We start from the raw sequence: 21358 nt of genomic DNA on the forward strand, positions 1-21358 counted from the left end.
GGCGCGGGACTTTAAGAAGGGCTGCCCGAGCGGGCAGCCGAGGTAGCGATGGGGCTCAGAAACTGTACTTGGCGGTCAGCATCATATTGCGGGGGCTACCATAGGAGTCGCCGCCATAAGTCACTGAGTTGGAGATGGACTGGTAGTAGTGGCGATCGAAAATGTTGTTGGCGTTGAGCTGCAAATCCAGGTGCTGGTTGACGCGATAGCCCGCCATCAAGTCAGTGACGGCATAGCCGCCTTGCTGGAGCCGGTAGTTGCTGCCATCCGCTAGCTTGATGTCGTTGTACATGCGGCTCTGCCAGGAGATATTGCCGCCGACTCGCAGTTTTTCCAGCGGGCCCTGGAAATTGTAGCGGGTGGTCACTTTGAACAGATGTTCCGGGATGTCGGTATCAAATTGCTTGTTGACCTTCTGCGGGTTGGCGTCGTCCTTGATGGTGTGGGTGCGCGCATAGGTATAGCCGCCGCCGACCTGCCAGTTTTCGGTCAAGGCGCCTTGCAGTTCGAAGTCGATACCCTGGCTGCGGATTTCGCCCGAGGCTTCGGCACACGACGCCTGCGGGCAGTTGGGCACCACCACGGCCACAGCGCGGTTTTCCTGGTCGACGCGGAACAGCGCCACGCTGGCATTCAGCGCGCCACCAAAATATTCGCCTTTGACGCCAACCTCATAATTTTTACCGACGATGGGCTTGAGCGGACTGCCGGCTGTGCTCTTGTCTTTTTGCGGCGTGAAGATGTCGCTGTAGCTCACGTATACCGAATGCTGGTCGTCCAGGTCGTAGATCAGGCCGGCGTAGCGGGTGAGGTTGCGGGTGACCTTGTAGTCGCCGGCGGCATCACGGTTGTCGTAGTCGTACCAGTCCAGGCGAGCGCCGAGGATCAGTTTCAGCGGGTCGGCCAGGCTCAGGCGGCTGGTCAGGTAGAAACCGTCCTGGGTGGTGACTTCGCGAACGTTGTTGGTGCGGGTGAAGTTCGGTTTGCCCGCATTGATCGGCCAGTTGAGGTCATACGGGCTGTAGTTGTGGGTGGTCATGTCGTAGATGCGCTTGCTGGCGCCCACCACCAGTTCATGGGTGCGGCCAAACGCCTCGAAGGGGCCGCTGGCAAAGGCGTCGAGCCCGGCCTGGTTCTCATCGTAGCTGGCCTGGTACACCGTGCGGGCGAGGGTGTTGTTGGTCCAGCGCGATTGGTAGGAGCCGGAGAACAAGGCGTTCTGTTCGGCATAGTTGGCATTGACCTGCAGGCTCCAGTCGTTGGCCAGGCGCTGGCGCAGCTCAGCGAACAGGGTGTTGATTTCCTGGTCTTTGTTTTCCCAGTCGGTGCCTGGATTATAGGAGCGCGACAGGCCCAGGTGGCGGCCATCCAGGCCGACCATCGAAGCGCCCCAGAAGTAGTTGGTCTTGTCCTTCTGGTTCGAGTAACCGAGGGTCAGAGTGGTGTCTTCGCTCAGGTCGGCTTCGGTGACGGCGTAGAACAGGCCATGATCCTGCTCGGCCTTGTCGATAAAACTGTTGGCATCGCGGTAAGAGGTGACGACACGGCCGCGCCAGGTGCCGCTGTCATTGAGCGGGCTGGAGGCGTCGAGCTCGCCACGGTAATCGTCCCAGCTGCCGACGGCGCCGGTGAGGGTGACTTTCTGCTCGTCCAGTGGCCGCTTGCGGATCAGGTTGATGGCGGCCGAAGGGTTTCCCGCGCCGGTCACCAGGCCGGTAGCGCCGCGCACCACTTCGACGCGGTCGAACATTGCCAGGTTTGGCTGGGCGCCTACCGAGGCACCGTTGTAGCCGCTGGGGATACCGTCATACATGAGGTTGTCGATATCGAAACCGCGTGCAGTAAAGGCCTGCCGCCCAGGGCCGTTGGAGTAATTGAGGAACAGCCCCGGCGTGGCGTTGACCACGTCGTTGATGCTGGTCATGGCCTGGTCATCCATGCGCTGGCGCGTGATCACGGTGACGGCCTGCGGAGTTTCACGCAGGGTCAGCGGCAGTTTGGTCGCGGTCTTCATCGAGCCGGTGGTGTATGACTCACTGCCTTCGGTGGTTGCGCCAAGCTGTTGCCCCGAGACCTGGGTGGCGCCCAGCTCAATGGTGGCCGGTGCTTCGGCGTCGGCGGCAAGGGCCGCATTGGAGGTGGCTAGAGCGATAGTGATCGCCATCAGACTGGGTGTAAAAACGTTGCCGTTGCGTTGTTGCACAGACATGAAAGTAGGGCTCCCCAAGTGCCGTCCGTGGCGAATAATAAATCTGTTGATAATTATTCGCATCAGTCTGGCAGATTGAATCTGTCGGGAAAAGCCCGAACTCTGCAGGAGCGAGCTTGCTCGCGAAAAACATCAGGTTAATGCGGGCTGTCTGGTTAAACGCGCCGTTCTTGATTTTTTCGCGAGCAAGCTCGCTCCTACAGGGTGGGGTAGGGGGGTGTTCAGGTGAACAGGATTTCGTAGGGCTCGCGCATGCGCTCCAGCAATATCTGCGCGAGCATCGGCGGTAAGCCTATTTGCGGGTCGCCCACCAACTGGCTGGCGTAGGCATGGGCGGCGTGCAGCTTGCGCGCGACGGTCCAGGTGTCCAGGCGGACCTTACGCGCACGCTGCCAGGGCATTACCGCGCTTTCCCGGGCCGGCCAATGCCAGGCCCAGATCGGCAGTTCATACAGTTGCGCCCCTACCAGGCTGCATGCCTTGGCACTCGCGCGGCCGACGGCGTCGTGGTCGTCATTGCCGTCGTTGCGCCAGGTGGTAAACACCACGTCGCCGGGTTGCAGGTAGCGCGCGATGAATTGGCTCATGGGCTGTTCACGGGCGGCCAGGGCGTCATCACAAAACCCGCCACGAATCCATTTCAGGCTGTGCAAGGGCATGCCTAATCGGCGTAGGGCCTCGGCGCTTTCCTGGGGGCGCACCACGCTCAAGCGACTGGCCGGCCATACTTGCGAGCCGGGATGGCTGGCGCTGCCGTCGGTGATGGAGATCAATTGCAGCGGATGCTCGTGAGTGCTGAACAGTTGCAGCAAACCGCCACACGCCAGCACTTCATCGCCCGGGTGCGGTGCGATCACCACGACGCGAGCGCCGGGCGCTACCAGGGTGTTCGGGGAGATGATGGGGATTTGCGCCAACTGCGGCGCAGTGTTCCAGATTTGCACGGGGCCGCGACGGCCTTCGCTTAAGGAGGCAGGCTTCATGGGGTGTCACATCCTTGTCGGTTGATACCGGGTCGTGCTCCGTTGACGGGACGACGCTCTTGTTTTCACCGCAGGCTCCGCTGAGGTGAGTGCGTGGCATACCACTATTGGGATGCTGTGCGAGGCGTTAGGAGCATAGACAGGCATGGGTGTCTGCACAACTTTGATCAGATGTTTGCTGGGCTGACGTCATCGCAGGCAAGCCAGTCAGTTAAGGCTTTTGTAGGAGCGAGCTTGCTCGCGAAAAACTCATAGGCGCCGCGTTCATTCAGAAAGCACGCGTTATCGTTGCGGTTTTTCGCGAGGCAAGCTCGCTCCTACAGAGGGCGATGTACGCTTAACTGACTGGCATTATGGCTTGCCTGCGATGACGGCGCCCCAGCCAACGGGGATCTTGGATCAGTCAGCTGTTTTACCCAGCCCGCATCAAGCTCTTCAAGTAATCACCAAACCCACCCTCAGCCCGGCAATCCAGCCGCGCACTGGTCACCACTTGTGGTGCATGGCTCCAGGCAATGGAGGCACCGCAACGCTCCAATTCACGCACCAGTTGTACATCCTCGTGGCATTCCAGCGGTTCAAACCCACCGGCCTCTACATAGGCGCGGGCACTCACGCCCAGGTTGGCACCGTGGATATGCCGATGCCCGTCGCGGGCCTGGTAGGCCTGCTGATAGCGTATCTGCGCGGCCGGGTCGAAGTCTTCGCTCCAGGCGTCCACGGTGACTGTGCCGCACACCGCGTCGCAACCTTGAGCCAGTTGGGCCACCAGCCAGTCAGGGGCGACGCGACTGTCGGCGTCGGTACAGGAAATCCACCGCGCGCCATGCTCCAGCAAGTACCGGGCACCCACGCCACGGGCGTGGCCAACATTGCGGGCCTGCACGTGCAGGCAATGCACCTGATGGGCCTGGGCAATCGCCGCGCTGGCATCGCTGCAACTGTCGAGTACTACCAGAATCTGTACCGCTTCACCCAGCAAGCCCGGGTGGTCGGCGGCGATCCGCGCAGCCCTCAGGCAATCATCCAACAAGGCTTCTTCGTTATGTGCCGGGATCAGAATACCGATCATCGTAAACCCTCGTGGCGAGCGACCGAGGTGCCGTCGAGGCTCCACAGGTCGAGCAGGAAATCCGCGTCTTGGTATTGCACCAACGGCGCTACACCCAGACGCTGTTGGAGCACGGCGTGAACCTGTTCGGCGGTTTGCGGGCAACCATCAATGGGCGCCCGCCAATGGCAGGCCAGAAGTTGCCCATCAGCGCTCAAGGCGCCAAGGGCGCAATCGATCAGGCGATTAAAATCATCTACATCAAGGTAGTAACAAAGCTCACTCAATACGATCAGTTCGAACTGCCCGCTGGGCCATTGTTCCGGCAGGCGACGCTGCTCCACGCGCGCATGAATAAAACGCTCCAGCCGCGCCTGTGCCAGCCGCACCGCAGCGCCGGCGGTGTCGCAACACAGCAGGCGTTCACAACGCGGCGCCAGCTCGGCACTCAGTTCGCCATTGGCACAACCCGGCTCGAATATCGACGCATAGTGCGGCCGCGTCAGCATAGCCAAGGTCAGGGCGCGCTTGCGTTGTTCGTACCAGCGCTGACGAAAAGCCCAAGGGTCGTCATTGCCAGCAAACAACTGGTCGAAGTAGGGGGTTGCCACACTCATACGAACACCATCTCAAAAGGTTGCAGCAAGCGCTCCACCACATAGGGCGCCAGCACCGGAGGCAGGCCGATTTGCGGGTCGCCCTCCAACTGGCTGGCGAAGGCGTGGATCGCATGGCGTTTGCGCGCCACTTGCTCGGCGGTCAGCGGGATCTTGCGCGCCCGATGCCAGGGCACCTTGTGGTCTTCGGCAGTGGCCCAGTGCCAGGTCCACACCGGTAGTTCACACAACACTGCGCCGACGGCCTCGGCTGCCTTGGCGCTGGCGCGGCCCACGGCTTCATGGTCGCAATGGCCATCCTCGCACCACGTCGCGAACACCACGTCGTTGGGTTTGAGATGGCGCTGGATAAATTCGCAGAGCTGGGTTTCGCGCTCGGCTACGTGGCTGTCGGCAAACCCGCCGCGCAGCCATTTCAAGCTGTGCAGCGGCAAGCCAAGGCGGTGCAAGGCCTGCGCCGACTCCTGCGGGCGTACCACACTCAGGCGCTCCACCGGCCAGCGCCGCGAGCCAGGGTGGCTGGCGCTGCCATCGGTGACGGAGATCAGCTGGATAGGGCGATCCAGCGCAGCCAACCCTTGCAGCAGGCCGCCACTGCCCAGCACCTCGTCATCCGGGTGAGGGGCGACGATCACCGCTCGATGCCCCGGCGGCACCAACTGCGCCACACTGATGAGCGGCAACTCGGCCAATCGTGCGCTGTTTTGCCAGTGGCTCAACGGCGTGCCCTGGCCAACAATCGGATTGGGCCTCATAGCGCCCATCTCCCTGTGGGCTCGCCCGCGACTTGCTCACCGAGGGCGGCCAAGTCGCGTTCGGCATGACTTTGCCGCACATACACCGGTAAATCGGCCATCAACTGGGCAAAGTGCGGGTCCTTGCAGTACGGCCCGGCGCCGACGGCACGGCCTACATGCTGGATCACTTGCTCGACCGTGTCCTCGATACAGGCGCGCGTCCGTTGCGCCAGTTGCCGCGCATCAGCGCGAGGCTCGCGGTCGATCTGCGCGGCGCTGGCGCGTAACACGCAGGCAGCGCTGTTCAGGGCGCTGTCGACCGCGCCGAGGTGGGCCAGCGCATGGGGCTCCGCACGCTTGGCACACTGGGCGCGCAGCACTTCGCCCAGGCGTTGCGCGGCGCCGTACCAGCACGCGGCGATGCCGACCCCACCGTGCCAGAAGCCCGGGCGAGACAGATAGTCGCCCGGGCCACCCACGGCAATTCCCCTGGCGGCGCTGAACAGGATGTCGACACTACCGGTCGCCGCCATGCCCACCGCCTTCCAACCCTCATCCGTCACGGTAATGCCCGGTTGATCCATCGCCACGGCCACCAATTGCTGGCGGTCCTCTTCGTCCCAAGCCGTCAGCAAACCATGGCTGACCACTGCCGCACCGGAACACCAGGCCTTGCGCCCCTCGACGAGCAGCCGCTGGCCGTCGCGACGCACGCGCACCTTGGCAGTCGGCGGCTCGGCGGCCCACATGCCCCAGGTGCTGCCCAGCGGCGGCAGGGGGCTGTCGAGTTCGGCAATGATCGCCAGCGCATCGGTATGGCCTTCGAACAACTTGCACAGGCGCAGGTCATGCCCGGCCACCTGGGCCAATTGGCTCAGGCGGGCCAGGGTCTCGCCGCTGCCCGGCAACGGCAGTTGATCAAGGCCTTCTTCTTGAAGGGCCCTCAGCGCATTACCCAGGGCTTGCGTGTCGGCATAGCCCCGGTAGCCCTGAAGGAAACCGTGCAACGCCATTTCACACCTCGCCTTCGTGCTGCAGTTCAAACAGCAGCAGCGAGCGGCCGGTGACCGCGTACTCATGCTCGAAATCAAAGCGTTCCTGGCCACGCACCGCCGGGTCGTTGGTGTCGAGCAGGCAGGTCCAGAACTCACCCTCCGGCACGGGCGGCAGGCGGAAATTGACCAGGTCGTGATGGGCGTTGACCACCAGCAGCAGCGTGGCATCGGCCCCGGCACGGCGAATCCCGGTTTCCTGGGCGCGGCCATCCATCAACATGCCCAGGCAGCGGCCCTGGCTGTCTTCCCATTGCTCGGTGGTCATTTCGTTGCCATCCGGCGCGAGCCAGGTGACGTCCTTCACGCCAATGTCTTCGTTGTAGTCGCCCACCAGGAAACGCCCGCGCCGCAGGATCGGGTACGCCAGGCGCAGCTTGATCAAGCGTTTGACGAACTTGAGCAAGGCCTTGCCGTCATCGTCCAGGTCCCAGTTGACCCAGCCGATCTCGCTGTCCTGGCAATAGGCGTTGTTGTTGCCGTGCTGAGTGCGAGCGAACTCGTCCCCGGCGACGATCATTGGCGTGCCCTGGGCCAGCAATAGGGTGGCAAAGAAGTTGCGCATCTGGCGCAGGCGCAGCGCGTTGATCTCCGGGTCGTCGGTGGGGCCTTCGACGCCGTGGTTCCAGGACAGGTTGTTGTTGCTGCCATCCTGGTTGTTCTCGTCGTTGGCCTCGTTGTGTTTGTCGTTGTACGACACCAGGTCGTGCAGGGTGAAGCCGTCGTGGGCGGTGATGAAGTTCACCGAGCTGTACGGCCTGCGCCCGCGGTGGTTGAACATCTCGCCGGAGGCGGTCATGCGCCCGGCGAAATCGGCGAGTTGGCCGTCGTCGCCTTTCCAGAACGCACGCACGGTGTCGCGGAAGCGGTCGTTCCATTCCACCCAGCCTGGTGGAAAGTTGCCCACCTGGTAGCCACCAGGGCCGCAGTCCCAGGGTTCGGCGATGAGTTTCAACTGGCGCAGCACCGGGTCCTGGCGGCAAGCCACGAGGAAACTGTGGCGCTCATCGAAGCCGTCGCGGTAGCGCCCGAGGATGGTCGCCAGGTCGAAGCGGAAGCCGTCCACGTGCATCTCGGTGGCCCAGTAGCGCAGGGAGTCGGTGACCATTTGCAGCACGCACGGGTGGCTCAGATCCAGGGTATTGCCGGTGCCGGAATCGTTGATGTAGAAGCGCTTGTCGTCGGGCATCAGCCGGTAGTAGGAGGCGTTGTCGATGCCGCGCATCGACAGGGTCGGGCCGCGCTCGTTGCCTTCGGCGGTGTGGTTGTAGACCACGTCCAGAATCACTTCCAGCTTTTGCTCGTGCAGGTGCGCGACCATCTCCTTGAATTCGGCAATCTTGCCGCTGGCCAGGTAGCGCGGGTCAGGGGCGAAGAACGCGATGCTGTTGTAGCCCCAGTAGTTGGTCATGCCTTTTTCCAGCAGATGCTGGTCGTTGACGAAGGCGTGCACGGGCAGCAACTCGACCGAGGAAATGCCCAACTGACGGATATGCTTGAGCACGTCATCTTCCATCAAGCCTGCGCAGGTACCCCGCACTGACTCACCCACCGAAGGATGGCGCATGCTGATGCCGCGCAGGTGGGTTTCGTAGATGATGGTGCGGTCCCACGGCACCCGTACCGGTTGGTCGTTGCCCCAGGTGTGCGCCGGGTCGATAACCTTGCACTTGGGCACGAAGGGCGCACTGTCGCGTTCATCGAAACTGAGGTCGTCGTCCGGGTGGCCGATGGTGTAGCCAAACAGTGCTTCGGACCATTTGAGTTCGCCCACCAGTTGCTTGGCGTAGGGGTCGATCAGCAGTTTGTTGTGGTTGAAGCGATGACCGTTGGCCGGGTCATAGGCACCGTATACGCGGTAACCATAAATCAGTCCGGGGTGTGCGTCGGGCAGGTAGCCGTGAAAGGTCTCATCGGTGTATTCGGGCAGTTCGATGCGCTCCAGTTCGACCTCGCCGGTGTCGTCGAACAGGCACAGCTCCACCTTGGTGGCGTTGGCGGAAAACAGCGCAAAGTTCACACCCAGGCCATCCCAGGTGGCGCCGAGGGGGAAGGGCAAACCTTCACGGATCCGCGACGGCTCATGAACCGGCGTCGCTGTGGTGTTGTCGGGTTTGCTCATCGAGTTGCTCCTGCAAAGGGTCTTTTTTCGGGCCGAACGCCGCCGTACTGACGGTGCTTCAGCGCATGGCATGGACGGAAAAGGGCCTGCAGCGCGCAATGCGTGCTGCAGGCCCGAGAAATCATGGGGCGGGCGGTTTGGGTTTCTTCGGGGCGGCGGGTTTCTTTGCCGCAGGCTTGGCGGTGGCCGGCGCAGCAGGTTTGGGTTTGGCTGCAGCCTTGGGCGGGGTTTTCGGCTTGGCGGCCGGTTTGGGCTTGCTCGGCGTTAGCGCCTCGGCTTCCGCCAGCTTGCGCGCCATCTCCCAGTGGCGATCATGGGCGCCATCGGGCTTGCCTTCAGACTCCCAGATCTGATGCGCCAATTCGCGAATGCGTTTGTCTTCTTTACTCATCACAAACTCCTCACAGAAAATTTTCAGCTTTCTTGATTATCAGGATTGATAAAGACATTGACCGGGAGATCCCCCAGGGCAGCGCTGATCAACAGCTCCTTGTTGGGTGTGACTACGCCCGTTTGAAAAAGTCCCTTCCAGTTTTGTGCAGGGGCGGCGAACGGTAATTTCACCCGCGTATCGCCCCAAACCTGCGCATTGATCTGGGGAAACATCCCGTTTTCAAGCAACGGATAAGACCAGCGCGGCACCACGACCAGCAATTGCTTGCCTTGATGTTCACGGTAAAACGCAACCACGCGCTCAGCGTGCTGGCCCACCACTTCCAAGGGTGTATAGCTGCCATGGCGCAGCAGCTCGGGGCAGGCTTTGCGCAGGCGCAGCACCTGGGCGATCACTGCCTGTTTGATACGCCCGTCACGCCAGTTGAACAACAGTTCGCCGATGTCCGGTGATGCCTGCAATGCACGGTGCCGCGCAGCGAAATCCACCGGGCGACGGTTGTCCGGGTCGACCAGGCTGAAGTCCCAGAACTCATCGCCCTGGTAAATATCCGGCACACCCGGCACGGTCAGGTGAAGCAAGGTTTGCGCCAGCCCATTCAGGGCGCCGGCGGGGGCGATGGCCTGCGCAGCGCTGTCCAGCGCATTGCGCAGCGGCGCACCGGCCTCGCTGAGGAGCAGGCGCTTGAGAAACCCTTCCACCGCCTGTTCGTAGGCGTCGTTGGGGGCGTTCCAACTGCTCTGCAACTTGGCCTCGCGCAGGGCTTTTTGCTGCCACTGCCAAAGGCGTTGCTGGTACGCCGCCAGATCGGGGTTGGGCTCCAGCGGCCAACTGCCCAGCAGCACCTGATAGAGGATCAGCTCGTCACCCGCCGAGGGGCTATCGGCGCTCTCGCGCAAGGGCTCGGCCAGGCGGCGCCAATGCTCGACCTGTTCGGCATACCAGGGGGCGCACTCGCTGAGCACCGCCAGGCGCGCACGGGTGTCTTCGCCGCGTTTGTGGTCATGGGTAGCGGTGGCCAGCAGGTTATCGGGGAAGGTCTTCAGGCGCTGTTGATTGGCTGCATGGAAGTCTGCCAGCGGCGCACTGAATTGCTCGGTGCTGAAGCCCACATCGTTACGCGACAACAACACCGCCGAACGATAGAACGCGGTGTCTTCCACAGCTTTGGCGGCGGCGGGCGAGGTCAGTTGCTGAAAGCGTACGCAGGCATGCTTGAGCATCTTGCGCGCGCGGCCCACCGGGCGATTGCGCCAGGGCTGGCCGCCCAACCATTGTTGCAGGTGGTCGAGCACCGGCCAGTCGCCTTCGTTGAGGGTGCTGCGCGCACCCTCCATGGCGTGCTGGAACACCTTGTCGTCGGCCGCACTGCGGCCCTTGGCGCTGATATAGGTGCGGTACACCGGGAAATGCACAATCAGTTCCTGCAAGGCCCGGCGGATGGCGCCCAAGGTCAGGTCGCGGGTCATCACGTCATCGCGGGCCACTTGCAGCAGGGCTTGGGCCACGCTTTCGAAGTCGCCGCCCAACGAACCATTGAGGATCTGCTGGCGCGCCAGCCGCGCTTCTTCGCTGAACGCTGAAGGCCGTTCGCTGTAACGCGTCCACATCTCGGCCAGCGGTGCACAACCTTCGGGATGGTGTTGCAGCAATGACAACTGGTTCATGAACTCGTAGCCGGTGGTGCCATCCACCTGCCAGTCTTCACGCAGGGTTTCACCTTCGCCAAGGATCTTTTCAACAAAGATCGGCAAGTGGCGTTCGGGTGACAGCGCGTCCACACGCCGACGCAATTTGCGGCAATAGCCACGCGGGTCAGCCAGGCCGTCGATATGGTCGATGCGCAGCCCGTCAACCAGCCCTGCGCTGATCAGCTCGAAAATCTTGCCATGGGTGGCTTCGAACACCGCCGTGCGTTCGACCCGCAGGCCGCCCAATTCATTGACGTCGAAGAAGCGCCGCCAGTTGATGTCGTCCGCGGCGGTGCGCCAACTGGCCAGGCGGTAGGTCTGTTGTTCCAGCAGGTGATGCAGGCGCTCGAAGCCCTCGGGCTGGCGACTGTCGAATGCGGCCAGGCGCTGTTCTATAGCGGGTAGCAGCTCGCTGGAGCGTTCGACCAGGGCTTGTTTGAGCGCGGCGGCTTCGGCGTAGGCGTCGTGCTGGTAGGCGAGGGAGGCGAAACGTTCGGCCAGCGGTTTGAGTAACTCGTCGCTGCCCAGAATCAGGCCGTAGTCTCTGGGGCAAATCGGGAAACGGTGCTCGTAATGCTCGATGTAGAAACTCCCCAGGGCGGCATCGAACTTGAGCGGCAACGTACCGTTTTGCAAGGCTTCGCCGTAATCGCTGCCGAGGAAGGGCATTAGCAGTTGGCCCTTGAGCAGCGGGTCGGGGGAGTGCCACTGGATGTCGAAGAACTCGCTATAGGGACTCAGGCGGCCCCATTCCAGCAGATCCAGCCACCAAGGGTTATCCGCGCCGCCCACGGCCATATGGTTGGAGACGATATCGAGGATCAACCCCATGTCGTGCTCACGCAGCGCGGCGACCAGGCGACGCAACGCCGCTTCGCCCCCCAGCTCTTGATTGACGCGGGTCGGGTCGACCACATCGTAGCCGTGCATGGAGCCTGCGCGGGCGCTTAACAGCGGTGAGGCATACAAGTGGCTGATGCCCAGTTGGGCGAAGTACGGCACCAGCGGCACCGCGTCATCGAGGGTAAAGCCTTTATGAAATTGCAGGCGCTGGGTGGCGCGCAGGGGCAGTGCGTTCATCGGTCACGCTCATAGGCTTGGTTGCGCGCCACGGCCAGTAGTTCGAGGCGACGCGCGGCGCTGTCATTGTCGAGCAGGCTGGCGGCTTCGCCGGGCAAGCGTCGGCGCCAATTGGGGTGGGTGTCGAGGGTGCCCGGTAGGTTGGCTTGCTCCTCGATGCCCAATGCATCTTCTAAGGGCAACAACACCAGTGGCGCGCGGGTGTGGCCCAGGTAGCGCACGCTGGCGTCGATCATATGGTCGGTGTCGTTGCGGATCTCATCGATGAAGTTCTGCGGGTCCTGGCTCAAGGCTTGGCGCAATGCCTGGCGTTCGCGCAGGCGGTGTTCGCTCCATTGGTCCACGATGGGCGCATCGATCAGGCCCAGCTGGATATTCCATTCGATATCGCGGCTGTGCCACCAGCCATTGAGGGTCGGCAAGTCGTGGGTACTGGTGGTGGCCAAGGCGTTGTCGGGCCAATCGAGGATGGGCTTGAACTGGCCGTCATGGTTCTGTTCGAACAGCAGCACACGCATACCCAGGATCGAACGGGCGCTGAGCTTTTCGCGCAGGCCGTCAGGCACGGTGCCCAGGTCTTCACCGAGGACGATGGCCCGGTGGCGATGGGATTCCAGGGCGAGCAAACGCAGCAGATCGTCCACCGGGTAGTACAAATAGGCGCCTTCGCGGGGTGACGCACCCAGGGGGATCACCCACAGGCGTTGCAGGCCCATCACATGGTCGATGCGCAAGCCGCCGGCATGGGCGAAGTTGGCCCGCAGCATTTCGATAAAGGCGCGAAAGCCATTGCGCTTGAGGCCCTCTGGGGAAAAGGCTGAGATGCCCCAGCCTTGGCCTGCGCGGTTGAGAATGTCCGGTGGCGCGCCCACGGTGAGGTCGGCCAGCAGTTCATCCTGGCGGCTCCAGGCCTGGCTGCCGCCACCGTCGGCACCCACCGCCAGGTCGGCGATCAGGCCAATGCCCATGCCGCTGCCACGGGCGGCCTGTTGTGCGCGCTCAAGGCTGCGGGCGATCAGCCATTGGGTGAAGGCGAAATAACCGATTTCGTCGCGGTTGTCCTCGGCGAACTGCGCCAGGGCCGTGCTCTGCGGCGTGCGCCAGGCTTCGGGCCATTGGCGCCAGTCCAGGTCCTCACCGGCGGCAGCACGCTGGGCCTGTATGGCTTCGAAGCGGCAGTGGTTTTCCAGCGCTTCGCCGCCGGCCTGGCGGAAGCTTTGAAAGTCGGCATGCTGGGGATGGGCACCGTGGCGGAAGTCTTCATACAGTGTGCGCAGCAGGCGTTGCTTGGCCTTGGCGGCGGCCGGCCAGTCGATCAGCGTGAGCTGCTCCAAGCCATGCAGCTCGTCAGCCAAACCGGCCGCTTCGATGGCGTTGCCCACCTCACGTTCACCGAGGATGCACGCCGGCGAAGCATACAGGCTGTTGAGAAACAGGCGGCTGGAGGGTGAATAAGGGCTGAAACGCTCGGTGTCGGCGCTGAACATCGCGTGCATCGGGCTGATTGCCACAGCGTCGGCGCCGCGCTCGGCGGCGGAACGCACCAAGTGCTCCAGAGCCAGGGTGTCGCCAAAACCGCCATCGCCGAGGCGGCGCAAGGCATAGAGTTGGGCGCTCAGGCCCCAGGCGCGAGCGGGCTGGCTGTCGACGGCGTCGGCCACGCTGTAGCAATGGCTGGGCGCGACGGCCAGGGTGAAGGTTTGCCCGTCGATATGCACCTGGTGGTAGCCCAGGGCGACTACGCCGGGCAGCACGGCTTCGCCGTCAAGGCGCAGCTCCAAGGTTTCGCCGCCTTCCAGGCTGACGCGACACGGGGTATCCGGGGCGAAATAGCGCGCCAGGTCCAGGCCCGCGCCACTGTCGGTGGTCATCAACGGCGGCAGGTGGGTGTCTTGCTGCGCCTGCTCAAGTTGCTGCAGGCTGGCGTCGATCTCGGCATCGCTGTCGGCCGGGTGCCCAAGGCCTTTGAGGACGGCGCGCAGGGCGTCAGGTTTCACATGTTGCGGGCGACCGTTGGCATCGATCCAATCGACGGCCAGGCCCGCGCGGCTGGCGAGAATTTCCAGGTTCGCTTCGCTCAAAGAATGTCTCCAACAGGGGATAAGCAAACGCGTGCGCTCAAGGGCGGTAAGTGCGCACCTTGCTGGGCAGGCGTTTGGAAAATAATCGGGTGGGGTGCCGGATGGTCCAGGGGCTGCTCACTCAGGTTCAGGTCGATCTGCAGCACACGGCCGTTGCCCAGACGCCAGCACGCGGTGACGGCATGGTCAGCCAGCACGTGCGCGCCGAGCGCCACAGTGCCGGGCAAGTGCGGCACTAGGTGCGCGTGACGCAGGCTCAGCAGGTGACGGTAGAGCTGAGTGTGTTCGTTCTCGACGAAGGAGGGCACCGATTGCAAAAAGGTTTGCAACGCATTGGGGTCGGGGATGCGCTGGCGTTGCTCGGGGTCGTGAAACGCCGCGAAGTCGGCAAATTCATTGCGCCGCCCCTCACGCACGGCCTCGGCCAGTTCGCCATGATGGTCGGTGAAAAACAGGAAGGGCTCGGCGGCATTTACTTCGTCGCCCATGAACAGCATCGGGATCATGGGGCACAGCAACAGCAGGGCGGTCGCGGCTTTCAGGGCCTGGGGCGAACACAGTTGGTGCAGGCGCTCGCCCAGGGCGCGGTTGCCGACCTGGTCGTGGTTCTGCAGGAACGCGACGAAGGCGCTGGGGGGCAGTTCCGCACTGGGTTCGCCGCGAGCATGGCCATGGCGTGTCGTCTCGCCCTGGTAGATGAACCCCTCGGCCAAGCAGCGCGCCAGCTTGGCGGTGGGCTGCTCGGCAAAGTCGCTGTAGTAGGCGTCGGTTTCACCGGTGAGCAATACGTGCAGCACGTTATGAAAGTCATCATTCCATTGGGCGTCGAAATCGTGCTGCAACAGGCTGGCCTGGTTCAGCTCGTTTTCCAGCATCAGCCACACGTGGCGCCCGCCGTCCACCTGCTGGCGTACCCGTTGGGCCAGCTCCTGCAGAAACCCAGGGTTATCGATGGCGTGCACGGCATCCAGGCGCAGGCCGTCGAAGCGGTATTCGAGCAGCCACATCATGGCGTTATCGAGGAAGAAATCCCGCACTTCACGGCGCTCGAAATCAATGCCGGCACCCCAGGGTGTGTGCACGTCCTCCTGGAAGAACCCCTGGGCGTACTGGCCCAGGTAATTGCCGTCGGGGCCGAAGTGGTTGTAGACCACATCGAGGATTACGGCCAAACCGTGGCCGTGGGCACTGTCGATCAGTTGCTTGAGTTGCTCGGGCGTGCCGTAGGTGGCGTGGGGCGCATAGGGCAGCACGCCGTCATAGCCCCAATTGCGTTCGCCGGGAAATTGCGCCAAAGGCATTAATTCAATCGCGGTGACGCCCAGTTCGACCAGGCGTGGCAGGTGTTTCTCCACGGCAGCGTAGCCGCCCATGGCGCCGACGTGGAGCTCGTAGATCACCGCCGTGTGCCAGGGGCGGCCTTGCCACTGGGTGTGGCGCCATTGGTGGGCGAGGGGGGCGACCACTCGGCTCCAACCATGCACATCCAGCGCCTGGGCCCTGGAAGCGGGGTCGGGCACCGTGTTTTCGCCATCGATATTAAAGCGGTAAAGCGTACCAGCAGGGCACGCGACTTCGACTTCGAACCAACCACCGGCCTGGGGCAGCATGGCGATGGGTTTACCCTGTTCCAATTCAACGCTGACATAAAATGCGTCTGGCGCCCATAACGCAAAGCGCGTGCGGTGCGCGTCCAGCATGATTGCGCCGTGGGGCCAGGTTTCCAGAGTCCGTAACGGCATCTATGAAGACCTCCCTTAGTTGTTCCAGTCGCTACTTGTTCGATTTCCCCAGGGCCTTGGCCACCAGTCGTTCATAGAGTTCGGCGTAGGGTTCCACGGCCTGGCACCAGTTGAATGGCTGGGTCATGGCACGGCTGCGCATGGCATTGAGCAGACCGGGGAAGGCGAACACCTTGAAGGCGCGGCGCAGCGCCTCTTCGTAGCTTTGCACGGTGGATTCATTGAACAGGAACCCGGTGACGCCATCCTCAATGGTGTCCGCCAGCCCGCCTGTGTTACGCGCCACCGGCAACGAGCCGAAGCGTTGCGCATACATCTGGCTCAGGCCGCAGGGCTCATAGCGCGATGGCATCAGCAGGAAATCGCTGCCGGCGAACATGCGGCGCGCATCGGTCTCGTTGAAGCCAATGCGTACACCCACCTGGCCCGGGAAGCGCAGTGCCAATTCGCGCATGGCCTGCTCTTCTTCCGGCTCGCCACGGCCGATGATCGCAATCTGGCCGCCGTTTTCGACGATGAAACTGGCAACGGCTTCGGTCAGGTCCAGGCCTTTCTGGTAAACCAGGCGCGACACCACGGCGAACAGCGGGCCACTCGATGGCTGCAGCTCAAACAGCTCGCGAACATGGGCGGCGTTGATGGCCTTGCCTTCCCAGTCGCCGATATTGAAGTTGTGGGTCAGGTGTGTGTCGGTGGAGGTTTCCCAGCTCTCATCGATGCCGTTGGGAATGCCGCTGAGCAGGCCTTGCTGGGTCTTGCTGGCGAGGAAGCCATCCAGGCCACAACCGAATTCCGGGGTGGTGATCTCCTGGGCGTAGGTGGCGCTCACGGTGGTGATATGGCTGGAATACGCCATGCCCGCCTTGAGAAACGACATCTTGCCGTAGAACTCCATGCCTTCCTGTTGCAGAGCGTGGGGCGGAATGCCCAGCTCAGGCGTCGAGGCCAGGCTGACCACGCCTTGGTAGGCCAGGTTATGAATGGTGAACAGGGTTGGCGTACGTGACCCACGCCAGTGCATATACGCCGGAGCCAGGCCCGCAGGCCAATCGTGGGCGTGCACCAGGTCTGGGCACCAGTGGATTTGCGCGAGGTTGGCGGCCATGTCGGCGGCAGCCAGGCCCAGGCGGGCGAAGCGGATATGGTTGTCCGGCCAGTCGCGGCCGTTGTTCGCGCCGTAGGGCGTGCCTTCGCGCTCATACAGTTCGGGGCAGATCAGCACATAGATGACTAGGCCGTCCGCAAGGTCCATACGCCCGATCTTGCACGGTGGCAACGCGGCATGGCCGCCCAGTTCACCGACGATATGAATCGGGTTGTCGCTTTCCATCACTTGCGGGTAACCCGGAATCAGCACGCGCACATCATGCAGGTGGGCCATAGCGCGGGGCAGGGCAGCGGATACGTCGCCCAGGCCACCGGTTTTCACCAGGTCCGCGAACTCGGATGTGACAAACAAGACTTTCTTTCGATTCGGATTCTGACTCACGACCGGCCGCACAGTGTTGGGCAGGTCGGCCAACGACTTTGGCCCTCCTACCGGCTGACTAAAACGCTCTCCCTGAGTATCTACCGCGGCACTGATCATAATGCACTCCCATCTGTTGGTTGGCTAATGGCCCGCTGCCATTGGCTCCGAGTGGCCGCATCCTGCGGCCAGGCACACAAGCGCTATACAAGCTGGCAAGGCGTATGCCAGTTGCAATGTCGGCTTTAAAAGATTGGATGAACGGGCATTCGGCCTGAAGCGCGTACGCTCGTCCTTACCTAAAACTTGACCAGCGGCAGGTTTCGAAAGTTTAGATTTTTTGCGGGGTTTTTGTTTTGGAACGGACCCATCGGTCATGAGTCTAGGACAGATCCCAGCACCTGCTGGGTTTTCATGCGGATTTTGTAGGACAAAAAAATTTTATCGATATACCGCCCTGCCTCTGTAGGAGCGAGCTTGCTCGCGAAAAACCAAAGGCCGCCGAGTAAAACCAGAATGACCGCGTTATCGTTGGCGTTTTTCGCGAGCAAGCTCGCTCCTACATAAAGACAGGGTGAAATAACGCACTAAAGTGGTGCGTCAGGCGAGCCCGCGAATGGGCACACCCTTGGCCCAGGCTTGGATATCTTCAATCATCTGCTGATAGAACTGCCGGTAATTCTGCTCGCTCACATACCCCACGTGTGGCGTAGCCAGCACATTAGGCAAGCGGCGAAACGGATGGTCAGCCGGCAGCGGCTCCTGGGCATACACATCCAGCGCCGCCCCGGCCAGCCGACCGCTGCGTAACGCTTGCACCAGCGCCTGCTCATCCACAATCGGCCCGCGTGCGGTGTTCACCAGCCGCGCGGTGGGTTTCATCCAGCCCAACGCTTGCGCATCCACCAGGCCACGGCTGCGATCGCTGAGCACCAGGTGGATGGTCAGAATATCCGCCTGTTCAAACAGCTCGCGCTTGCTGACCCAGGTCGCCCCCGATTCAGCCGCTCGCTCGGGCGTGAGGTTTTCACTCCAGGCAATCACCCGCATGCCGAAGACCTGGGCGAACCTTGCGACTTTCTGGCCAATGCTGCCCAGCCCCAGGATGCCCAAGGTCTTGCCATGCAGATCGCCGCCCAGGCCGACCTGCCATCCGCCCGCGCGCAGCGAGTTGGCTTCGGCGAGCAGGTTGCGGGTGGAGGCCATGATCAGGGCCCAGGTCAGCTCCGGTGCGGCATGTTTATAGCTGTCGGTGCCGCACACCTGGATGCCCAGGGCCTTGGCTGCGGGAACGTTGATGGCGGCATTGCGCATGCCGCCGGTCACGAGCAATTTGAGCTTGGGCAGCCCTTGCAGCAGCGCCTCGTCAAAGGTTGAGCGTTCGCGCATAAGGCAAATCACCTCGAACCCTTTCAAGCGCTCGACCATGGTGGCGGTATCGGCGGGATAGTCGTGGAGAAAATGCACCTTGCCCACGCTGTCCAGCGTCGACCAATCCACCACCTCGCTAGCCACGTGCTGCCAATCATCCATCACTGCGATCTGTATCGACATGCCCGTGTGCCTCCAAAAGTGGGAATTAAAGGGCCTTCAACCCCTGCAACAGGGCTTTATGAAACTGTTCCGGCTCTTCCATCTGGGGCGCATGGCCCAGGCCGGGGAACTCCACCAACGTAGCGCGGGGAATCAGCTTGGCCACCTGCTTGCCCAGTACCTCGTAATGACCGATTTTGGCCTTGACCGCCGCCGGCGCCACATCTTTGCCGATGGCAGTGGTGTCGCTGGTGCCGATCAGCAGCAAGGTGGGCACCTGCAGATCCTTGAATTCGTAGTACACCGGCTGGGTGAAGATCATGTCGTAAATCAACGCCGAGTTCCAGGCAACCTGCAGATGCCCCGGGCCTTTGTTCAGCCCGACGAGCATATCCACCCAGCGCTCGTATTCAGGCTTCCAGCGCCCGACGTAATAGGTGGTGCGCTCGTAGTTGCGTACACCTTCGGCGCTCAGTTTCAGCTCGCGCTGATACCACTGATCGACGCTCTGGTAAGGCACGCCGAGGGCTTTCCAGTCTTCCAGGCCGATGGGGTTCACGAGGCCAAGCTGTTCGGTTTGCTGGGGGTACATCAATGCATAGCGCGTGGCGAGCATGCCGCCGGTGGAATGGCCGATGATCGTGGCCTTTTGGATGCCGAGCTTTTCCAGCAGTTGATGGGTGTTGGTCGCCAGTTGCTGGAAGCTGTACTGGTAGTGGTCCGGCTTGCTGGAGGTGCAGAAACCGATCTGGTCTGGGGCGATGACGCGGTAACCGGCGTCACTCAGCGCCTTGATCGAACCCTCCCAGGTGGCGCCGCAGAAGTTTTTGCCGTGCATCAGCACCACGCTGCGACCGTTTGGAGTACCAGTGGCGGGGACGTCCATGTAGCCCATTTGCAGGGATTTGCCTTGGGATTGGAAGACAAAATGATTCAAAGGGTAGGGGTATGCAAAGCCCTGCAACTCAGGACCGTAGGTGTCAGCTAACACGGGCGCCGCGCTGACCGAAAACAAACCGGCTACGCACAATGTACGGATAAAAGGCATGGGTTTTGGCTCCGAGACAGATGCCCGGATGCTCTTTGCTCGCGATTAACGGGGGATTAACGCCCACTGCAACGTCAGTGCTGCGAGTACGCCATACCGCAGGCTTTTCGCCAGGGTTACCAGCAGTAGAAAACGCCACAACGGCTCACGCATCACCCCAGCCACCAACGTCAGCGGGTCACCGATAATCGGCACCCAACTGAACAGCAACGTCCAATGCCCCCAGCGCGCGTAATGGCTGCGAGCCTTGTCCAATTGCCGGGCGCTGACCGGGAACCAGCGCCGTTCCTTGAAGCGTTCCACCGAGCGCCCCAGCAGCCAATTGACCAGCGAGCCCAGCACGTTACCCAGGGTGGCGATGCCCAGCAACAGCCATAGGTTGTAATGCCCGCTGAGCAGCAGGCCCACCAACACGGCTTCCGATTGCAGGGGCAATAACGTCGCGGCGCCAAATGCCGCGACGAACAGCCCCAGGTAACCCATCAACACCGGTCAGTGAGCCGGGTAGTGCGCTACCACTACGTCTTTGCCGTCTCGGGTCAGGCCAATGATTTGATACGCCTCGCTGCGTCCGGCCACTTCCATGCCTGGCGAGCCCAAGGGCATGCCCGGTGCGGCAAGGCCCAGCAGGTCGTTGCGTTTGCGCAGAGCCAGGACCTGCTCGGCGGGTACGTGGCCTTCAACGAATTTGCCGTCGATGACCGCGGTGTGGCAGGAGCCAAGGCGTGGCGCCACGCCCAGGCGTTGTTTCACCGCGCTCATGTCGGCTTCAACATGGTCGTTGACCTTGAAACCGTTGCTCTCCAAGTGGCTGATCCACTTTTTGCAGCAGCCGCAGTTGGCGTCGCGGTGGACGTCGATGGGGATCAACTCGGCGGCCTGGGCCAGGGTGGTGGTCAACAGGGCACTGAGCAGGGCCAATCGCAATGGGGTTTTCATCGTGGGGTCTCACTGAAGGCGCGGCAATAAGCCGGGCATTCTCCCTGCTTTTGCAGGCATGTTTGCAATGTGACGCCGTGGTAATGTTTCTAAATTATACGAAACCCTGATTTTCCAGCCGCTGCTTGAGCCGGTCCAACGCAATCGCCGACAGCGCGACCATGCGTTCATGCAAAGACGCCAGTTGCAGTTCGGTCTCGTAGGTCAGCACCCGCTTGAACAGCGTGCCACCCTGATGAGTGCGCAAGTAGTAATGGATGGAACCGTCAACCGCCAGGGAGGTGAACACGGTTTTGAACTCGCTGGGGCGGCGGGCGATTTGTACGCGGTAACTCATGGGGACGCGTATGCCCAGCAGGTCGATGATTTCGGTAAAGCGCGTGCCGACCGGCAATGAACCGGTGGTGCCGGTGTCGGCGCTAAGGGAGGTGGGGTGCCACTCGTGCCAGCGGTCGGGCTGGGTCACATAGTCATAAACCGCCTCGATCGGCGTGTGGATGAAGCGTTCCTGACTGATCTGCTCCAAGCGGACCGAATGCTCAGTCGCGTGCATGACACACCTCCTGTGTGGCGGTTTATACACTAGGAGCTGTGAGGATAGCCTGACGCCC

At 62.3% G+C, this 21358-nt stretch carries 17 protein-coding genes; all 17 read right to left on the minus strand.

Annotated elements, in window-relative coordinates:
• Positions 1 to 55 precede the first annotated feature (55 nt).
• On the minus strand, positions 56 to 2209 hold the full coding sequence (locus ODQ19_RS14285; RefSeq protein ID WP_330210393.1) for a TonB-dependent siderophore receptor: 2154 nt from the start codon (positions 2207 to 2209) through the stop codon (positions 56 to 58).
• 221 nt (positions 2210 to 2430) lie between these two features.
• Positions 2431 to 3192 carry a PIG-L deacetylase family protein gene (locus ODQ19_RS14290; RefSeq protein WP_330210394.1) on the minus strand — a complete coding sequence of 254 codons (762 nt, stop codon included), beginning with the start codon at positions 3190 to 3192 and terminating at the stop codon, positions 2431 to 2433.
• Between the two features lie 412 nt (positions 3193 to 3604).
• Positions 3605 to 4264 (minus strand): glycosyltransferase, encoded by a 660-nt coding sequence (locus ODQ19_RS14295; RefSeq protein ID WP_116667405.1) that lies wholly within the window; start codon positions 4262 to 4264, stop codon positions 3605 to 3607.
• Complete coding sequence (locus ODQ19_RS14300) at positions 4261 to 4860, minus strand: SAM-dependent methyltransferase (RefSeq protein WP_330210395.1); 600 nt, start codon at positions 4858 to 4860, stop codon at positions 4261 to 4263. Before ODQ19_RS14300 ends, ODQ19_RS14295 begins: the two co-directional genes overlap by 4 nt.
• Positions 4857 to 5615: a PIG-L deacetylase family protein gene (locus tag ODQ19_RS14305; protein WP_330210396.1), complete on the minus strand. Its 759-nt coding sequence runs from the start codon at positions 5613 to 5615 to the stop codon at positions 4857 to 4859. The genes ODQ19_RS14300 and ODQ19_RS14305 overlap by 4 nt, the downstream gene beginning before the upstream one ends.
• Entirely contained in the window at positions 5612 to 6610 is a 999-nt protein-coding gene (locus tag ODQ19_RS14310; RefSeq protein WP_116667408.1) for an acyl-CoA dehydrogenase family protein, read from the minus strand. Before ODQ19_RS14310 ends, ODQ19_RS14305 begins: the two co-directional genes overlap by 4 nt.
• 1 nt (position 6611) lies before the next feature.
• A complete protein-coding gene (glgX, locus tag ODQ19_RS14315; RefSeq protein WP_330210397.1) occupies positions 6612 to 8771 on the minus strand; it encodes a glycogen debranching protein GlgX in 2160 nt (719 codons plus the stop codon).
• Positions 8772 to 8892: 121 nt separating this feature from the next.
• Complete coding sequence (locus ODQ19_RS14320) at positions 8893 to 9162, minus strand: DUF2934 domain-containing protein (protein ID WP_116667410.1); 270 nt, start codon at positions 9160 to 9162, stop codon at positions 8893 to 8895.
• A 23-nt stretch (positions 9163 to 9185) separates the two neighbouring features.
• The gene (locus tag ODQ19_RS14325; RefSeq protein WP_330210398.1) at positions 9186 to 11936 is read right to left on the minus strand and encodes a malto-oligosyltrehalose synthase; all 2751 of its coding nucleotides are present in this window, start codon (positions 11934 to 11936) and stop codon (positions 9186 to 9188) included.
• Positions 11933 to 14017, minus strand: coding sequence for a 4-alpha-glucanotransferase (gene malQ, locus ODQ19_RS14330; RefSeq protein WP_330210399.1), 2085 nt, complete (start codon positions 14015 to 14017; stop codon positions 11933 to 11935). The genes ODQ19_RS14325 and malQ overlap by 4 nt, the downstream gene beginning before the upstream one ends.
• Entirely contained in the window at positions 14014 to 15759 is a 1746-nt protein-coding gene (treZ, locus tag ODQ19_RS14335; RefSeq protein ID WP_330210400.1) for a malto-oligosyltrehalose trehalohydrolase, read from the minus strand. Before treZ ends, malQ begins: the two co-directional genes overlap by 4 nt.
• A 31-nt stretch (positions 15760 to 15790) precedes the next feature.
• Positions 15791 to 17347, minus strand: coding sequence for a glycogen synthase GlgA (gene glgA / locus ODQ19_RS14340; RefSeq protein WP_330210401.1), 1557 nt, complete (start codon positions 17345 to 17347; stop codon positions 15791 to 15793).
• A gap of 480 nt (positions 17348 to 17827) precedes the next feature.
• The gene (locus ODQ19_RS14345; RefSeq protein WP_330210402.1) at positions 17828 to 18781 is read right to left on the minus strand and encodes a D-2-hydroxyacid dehydrogenase family protein; all 954 of its coding nucleotides are present in this window, start codon (positions 18779 to 18781) and stop codon (positions 17828 to 17830) included.
• Between the two features lie 25 nt (positions 18782 to 18806).
• Positions 18807 to 19808: an alpha/beta fold hydrolase gene (locus ODQ19_RS14350; RefSeq protein WP_330210403.1), complete on the minus strand. Its 1002-nt coding sequence runs from the start codon at positions 19806 to 19808 to the stop codon at positions 18807 to 18809.
• 45 nt (positions 19809 to 19853) lie between these two features.
• Entirely contained in the window at positions 19854 to 20297 is a 444-nt protein-coding gene (locus tag ODQ19_RS14355) for a YqaA family protein (protein ID WP_330210404.1), read from the minus strand.
• Positions 20298 to 20300: 3 nt separating this feature from the next.
• The gene (locus ODQ19_RS14360; RefSeq protein WP_116667418.1) at positions 20301 to 20747 is read right to left on the minus strand and encodes a DUF411 domain-containing protein; all 447 of its coding nucleotides are present in this window, start codon (positions 20745 to 20747) and stop codon (positions 20301 to 20303) included.
• A gap of 94 nt (positions 20748 to 20841) precedes the next feature.
• On the minus strand, positions 20842 to 21300 hold the full coding sequence (locus tag ODQ19_RS14365) for an SRPBCC family protein (protein WP_330210405.1): 459 nt from the start codon (positions 21298 to 21300) through the stop codon (positions 20842 to 20844).
• Between the last annotated feature and the right edge of the window lie 58 nt (positions 21301 to 21358).

This window comes from Pseudomonas sp. AM4(2022), from assembly GCF_036346515.1.
GTDB classification, from domain to species: Bacteria; Pseudomonadota; Gammaproteobacteria; order Pseudomonadales; family Pseudomonadaceae; genus Aquipseudomonas; species Aquipseudomonas paracarnis.

Excerpts from the sequence above, each read along its gene's own strand:
- treZ (WP_330210400.1), bottom strand. The coding sequence starts at position 15,759 with ATGCCGTTACGGACTCTGGAAACCTGGCCCCACGGCGCAATCATGCTG.
- ODQ19_RS14290 (WP_330210394.1), bottom strand. The coding sequence starts at position 3,192 with ATGAAGCCTGCCTCCTTAAGCGAAGGCCGTCGCGGCCCCGTGCAAATC.
- ODQ19_RS14350 (WP_330210403.1), bottom strand. The coding sequence starts at position 19,808 with ATGCCTTTTATCCGTACATTGTGCGTAGCCGGTTTGTTTTCGGTCAGC.
- ODQ19_RS14345 (WP_330210402.1), bottom strand. The coding sequence starts at position 18,781 with ATGTCGATACAGATCGCAGTGATGGATGATTGGCAGCACGTGGCTAGC.
- ODQ19_RS14300 (WP_330210395.1), bottom strand. The coding sequence starts at position 4,860 with ATGAGTGTGGCAACCCCCTACTTCGACCAGTTGTTTGCTGGCAATGAC.
- ODQ19_RS14295 (WP_116667405.1), bottom strand. The coding sequence starts at position 4,264 with ATGATCGGTATTCTGATCCCGGCACATAACGAAGAAGCCTTGTTGGAT.
- ODQ19_RS14320 (WP_116667410.1), bottom strand. The coding sequence starts at position 9,162 with ATGAGTAAAGAAGACAAACGCATTCGCGAATTGGCGCATCAGATCTGG.
- ODQ19_RS14365 (WP_330210405.1), bottom strand. The coding sequence starts at position 21,300 with ATGCACGCGACTGAGCATTCGGTCCGCTTGGAGCAGATCAGTCAGGAA.
- ODQ19_RS14310 (WP_116667408.1), bottom strand. The coding sequence starts at position 6,610 with ATGGCGTTGCACGGTTTCCTTCAGGGCTACCGGGGCTATGCCGACACG.
- ODQ19_RS14360 (WP_116667418.1), bottom strand. The coding sequence starts at position 20,747 with ATGAAAACCCCATTGCGATTGGCCCTGCTCAGTGCCCTGTTGACCACC.
- ODQ19_RS14285 (WP_330210393.1), bottom strand. The coding sequence starts at position 2,209 with ATGTCTGTGCAACAACGCAACGGCAACGTTTTTACACCCAGTCTGATG.
- ODQ19_RS14325 (WP_330210398.1), bottom strand. The coding sequence starts at position 11,936 with ATGAACGCACTGCCCCTGCGCGCCACCCAGCGCCTGCAATTTCATAAA.
- glgA (WP_330210401.1), bottom strand. The coding sequence starts at position 17,347 with ATGATCAGTGCCGCGGTAGATACTCAGGGAGAGCGTTTTAGTCAGCCG.
- glgX (WP_330210397.1), bottom strand. The coding sequence starts at position 8,771 with ATGAGCAAACCCGACAACACCACAGCGACGCCGGTTCATGAGCCGTCG.
- ODQ19_RS14305 (WP_330210396.1), bottom strand. The coding sequence starts at position 5,615 with ATGAGGCCCAATCCGATTGTTGGCCAGGGCACGCCGTTGAGCCACTGG.